The following is a 3,182-nucleotide window of genomic DNA, read 5'->3' as shown; positions in this document are numbered from 1 at the left end:
CCGCAAGGGCGACTCCGGCGATCCGCAGAAGTTCACCACCGCCTGGAACACGCTGCCGGCGGACGTCGTCGCCGACATCGCCGCGGCCTGCCGGGCCCGCTAGGCGTCCAACAACGAGTGCAGCCGCGCCGCGAACTCGGCCGGCTTGCCTGCGTATCCCCCCTCGCCACCGAGGAAGCCGCCGTGGTGGCTCGGGAACACGACGGCCTCCTGACCGAGCAGCGCCGCCAGGCCGAGCGACGTCCGCGCGGTGTACGTACCCGCCGACTCCTCCCCCACGGCGACCACGACACGCGTCGGCGCGGCCGCCAGCCGGGCCGCGTCCGGGCGGTAGTCGGTGACCGCCCACGAAAGCCGTGACAGCAGCGGGTCGTCGCGGTTGCCGTCGTCCTCGGTCGGCATGCCGAACATCGCCGGGTCCGGCACCGGCTGCGCGAAGTACTCGTCGGTGAACTCGCCCTGCCACGACGTCATCGCGATGAACGCGGCCATCCCCGCGCCGGTGCCCTTCGCCTGGTACGCCTCGTAGAAGCCGGACCGCGCCCGCTCCGCGCCGGCCGCATCGGGCAGCACCGCGTTGATCGGCGGCTCGTGCGCGACCAGCGTGGCGACGTCACCCGGGTGGGTCGCGACCAGTTCGAGCCCGGTGACCGCGCCGCCGCTGCTGCCGAACACGTCGACCGGGCCGGTGCCGAGCGCCTCGATCAGCAGGTGGAGGTCGGCGGCCTGCTGCTGCGGCGTGTTGTCCTTGCGGCCGTCGGTCCGGACGCTGCGGCCCAGGCCGCGCGGGTCGTAGGTGACGACCGTACGCTCCGGGAAATGCCCGGCGAGGGTCGCGAAGCCGTCCGCTGTCATCGGCTGGCCGATCATCAGCAGCACGGGCCGCCCACCGGCCGGCGGCAACGGGCCGCGCACGTCGTAGACCAGGTCGGCACCCGGCAGGGCGAGGGTCCGCGTCTCCACGTCAGTCATGTGTCCGAGCCTACGGAAACCTGGAGGTCCCGTGTCGCTTCGCATCGCCGTCGTCGGCGGGGGCCGCCGGTACGAGGCGCTGCGGATCCCGCGCACGACGCGGATCCAACGGCTGAGCCACGGTCGGTCGCACGTCAACCACCTGCCCGACGGAGCGCAGCAGCAGGCCCGGGACGACGCGCTCGCGCACGCCGATCCGCTCGTGGCCAACGGCTGGGTCTACGGCTACGACGCCGCCGACGATGCGCCGTGACACCCCTGAAGCTTTCGGCGCTTCTCGGGTGTGGACGATGACTACGAGCCGGATCCGGCGGGCAAATCCCTCACCCGCCCCCAAATGGAGTACGACCTGTACGACGCGGGCAGGCGTCAGCTCGTTGTCATCCAGTCGCCCACCATCGAGGATGTGGTCGTGGCGCTGGACGCGCTGGACCAGCAGCGCCACACGGGGCTGAACCTCATCGACGGGACGGGCGCGTACATCAGCGTGGTCGGTGGGAGCGGCCGGTACCACGTCTACGTCGGGGCGTTCGACCACGACGACCGGGTGATCCTGCAGACAGCGACGGCCGGGCCGGCCGAGGTGGACATCTTCCACGACGGCGAGGACTACCAGTACGCCGCGAACGACGTGGTCGACCGCGATGCCGCGCTGGCGGCGTTGACGGAGTTCCACCGCAGTGGCCGACCCGATCTCGGCCTGACCTGGCGCGCCGGCTGACTAGACCTGGACCGTGGCACCCGGGTAGACCACGACGGACGGCTCCGGACGCCGCCGGCGATAGAAGTCGTTGGCGGGCGGCAGGGCGAGCAGCACCACGGCGACCAGCAACGCGGGTGATGCCACGATGCCGGAAGTGGTGAGGACCGGGTCGACCCAGCCGGGCATCAGCTGATCGGCGAGGGCGTTCACGGCGGCCCAGTCGGTCGTGCCCGGGGACGGCCCGTCCGGTGCGGGGACGAGCGACAACAACCACCAGCCCGCGGCCACTGTCAGCGTTGTGCCGCCGACGACCCACGTGACGACGCGGGTCCAGTTCGCGCCGCCGAGGTTGGCGACCGCCAGCCCGATGAGGCCGGCTCCCGCCAGCGCGACGACCAGGCCGACACCCATGAGGAACACCATCGGGACGGCCGTCCATCCGGTTGCCGGGCTCACCCGCTCGTACGCGACCAGATTGATGTCCTGCCGAACCGCTTCCGCCGCGACCTGCGCGATGCGGGCCAGGCCGCCGCCGCCCAGCAACACACTGGACGCGACCACGAGCGCGGGCGCCCTTCGCCGTGCCGTCGGTACCGCGAACTCCCCCATGCCGAGGATGTTAGCCCTGCGAACTACACCGGGGCCGTGCCGGTGGACGCCCGCCGGACCAGGCGCCAGGCGTCGTGGTAGCTCGGCACGGGATCGCCGAGCGCCGCGGTGGCGCACGCGGCACCCTGGTCCCGCAGCGACTGCGCCACGGTCGTGAGGTCGTGTTCCCGCGCGACGGCCGAGTCGTCCCACCCGCTGACCCGCAGCGGCTTGCGCGCCGCGCGCAGGACGCCCAACGCCAGTTGGTCGCCCATCGCGGCGACCGCGTCCACATCGGACGCGGACGACAGGAGCTGCCGGGTGACGGTCCGCGCCTCGGACTCGTCGTTGGTGCGGCACACCCCCACCGGAACGGCCGACCAGTCGATGCCGAGAGCCTCGGCGGCGTCGCGGTATCCGGCCAGCCGGTCGCGGGTGACCGGGTAGGCGACGGTCGCGGGATCGACGCCGGAGCGGATGAACGTGGCCCGTTGCCGGTCGACGGGGAAGCTCAGGACGGCGGGGCGGCGGGCGCCCGCGAACACCTCCGCCCCGACCGCGCGGGCGGCGGCCCGGTGGTCGATGCCGACGAGCGTCGTGCCGGCGCGGCCCGGTCCACCGTGGACGACCACCGGTCGGTGGGTGCCGCAGGCGGCGGCCAGGACCGGGTCGTCGTCGGTGGTCGTCCAGACGACGTACGCGTCCACGGCCGCGGCCACGACGCGGTCAGGGTCGACTCCCCCGGCGCCGGTCGGCACGATCTGCAGGCCGAAGCCGCGTTCGGCGCACACCTCGGCCATCCCGGCGAGGAAGGCGACCGCGCCCGGGTCGTCGAACGCGTAGGTCAGGTGCTCGCCCAGCACCACGCCGAGCGACCGCGTGGTGCCGTAGCGCACCGAGCGCGCGCTCGGCACCCGCC

5 protein-coding genes are annotated in these 3,182 nt (G+C 73.4%); 2 read left to right on the top strand and 3 right to left on the bottom strand.

Going from position 1 to position 3,182, the window contains the following annotated elements; all coding sequences use genetic code 11:
• Window positions 1-99: 99 nt before the first annotated feature.
• Window positions 100-972 carry an alpha/beta hydrolase gene (locus tag AB0H87_RS39970; protein WP_360158468.1) on the bottom strand — a complete coding sequence of 291 codons (873 nt, stop codon included), beginning with the start codon at window positions 970-972 and terminating at the stop codon, window positions 100-102.
• 31 nt (window positions 973-1,003) lie between these two features.
• Here AB0H87_RS39970 and AB0H87_RS39965 point away from each other — a divergent pair, with 31 nt between their 5' ends.
• Window positions 1,004-1,225: a hypothetical protein gene (locus AB0H87_RS39965; RefSeq protein WP_360158465.1), complete on the top strand. Its 222-nt coding sequence runs from the start codon at window positions 1,004-1,006 to the stop codon at window positions 1,223-1,225.
• Between the two features lie 84 nt (window positions 1,226-1,309).
• Window positions 1,310-1,693: an Imm1 family immunity protein gene (locus AB0H87_RS39960; protein WP_360158462.1), complete on the top strand. Its 384-nt coding sequence runs from the start codon at window positions 1,310-1,312 to the stop codon at window positions 1,691-1,693.
• Here AB0H87_RS39960 and AB0H87_RS39955 read toward each other — a convergent pair whose 3' ends face one another.
• Both AB0H87_RS39955 and AB0H87_RS39950 read right to left on the bottom strand, forming a co-directional pair.
• A complete protein-coding gene (locus AB0H87_RS39955; protein WP_360158459.1) occupies window positions 1,694-2,284 on the bottom strand; it encodes a hypothetical protein in 591 nt (196 codons plus the stop codon). It lies immediately after the preceding gene.
• 23 nt (window positions 2,285-2,307) lie between these two features.
• The coding region (locus AB0H87_RS39950) for a substrate-binding domain-containing protein (RefSeq protein WP_360158456.1) at window positions 2,308-3,182 on the bottom strand (875 nt) is incomplete at its 5' end.

The organism is Asanoa sp. NPDC050611 (assembly GCF_040654855.1).
GTDB lineage: Bacteria > Actinomycetota > Actinomycetes > Mycobacteriales > Micromonosporaceae > Asanoa.
The sequence above is the reverse complement of the archived record's forward strand: the minus strand, read 5'-3'. Positions and strand labels throughout refer to the sequence as shown.

What these genes read in the sequence shown, in the direction of transcription:
- AB0H87_RS39970 (WP_360158468.1), bottom strand. Translation starts at nt 972, where the DNA reads ATGACTGACGTGGAGACGCGGACCCTCGCCCTGCCGGGTGCCGACCTG.
- AB0H87_RS39960 (WP_360158462.1), top strand. Translation starts at nt 1,310, where the DNA reads ATGGAGTACGACCTGTACGACGCGGGCAGGCGTCAGCTCGTTGTCATC.
- AB0H87_RS39955 (WP_360158459.1), bottom strand. Translation starts at nt 2,284, where the DNA reads ATGGGGGAGTTCGCGGTACCGACGGCACGGCGAAGGGCGCCCGCGCTC.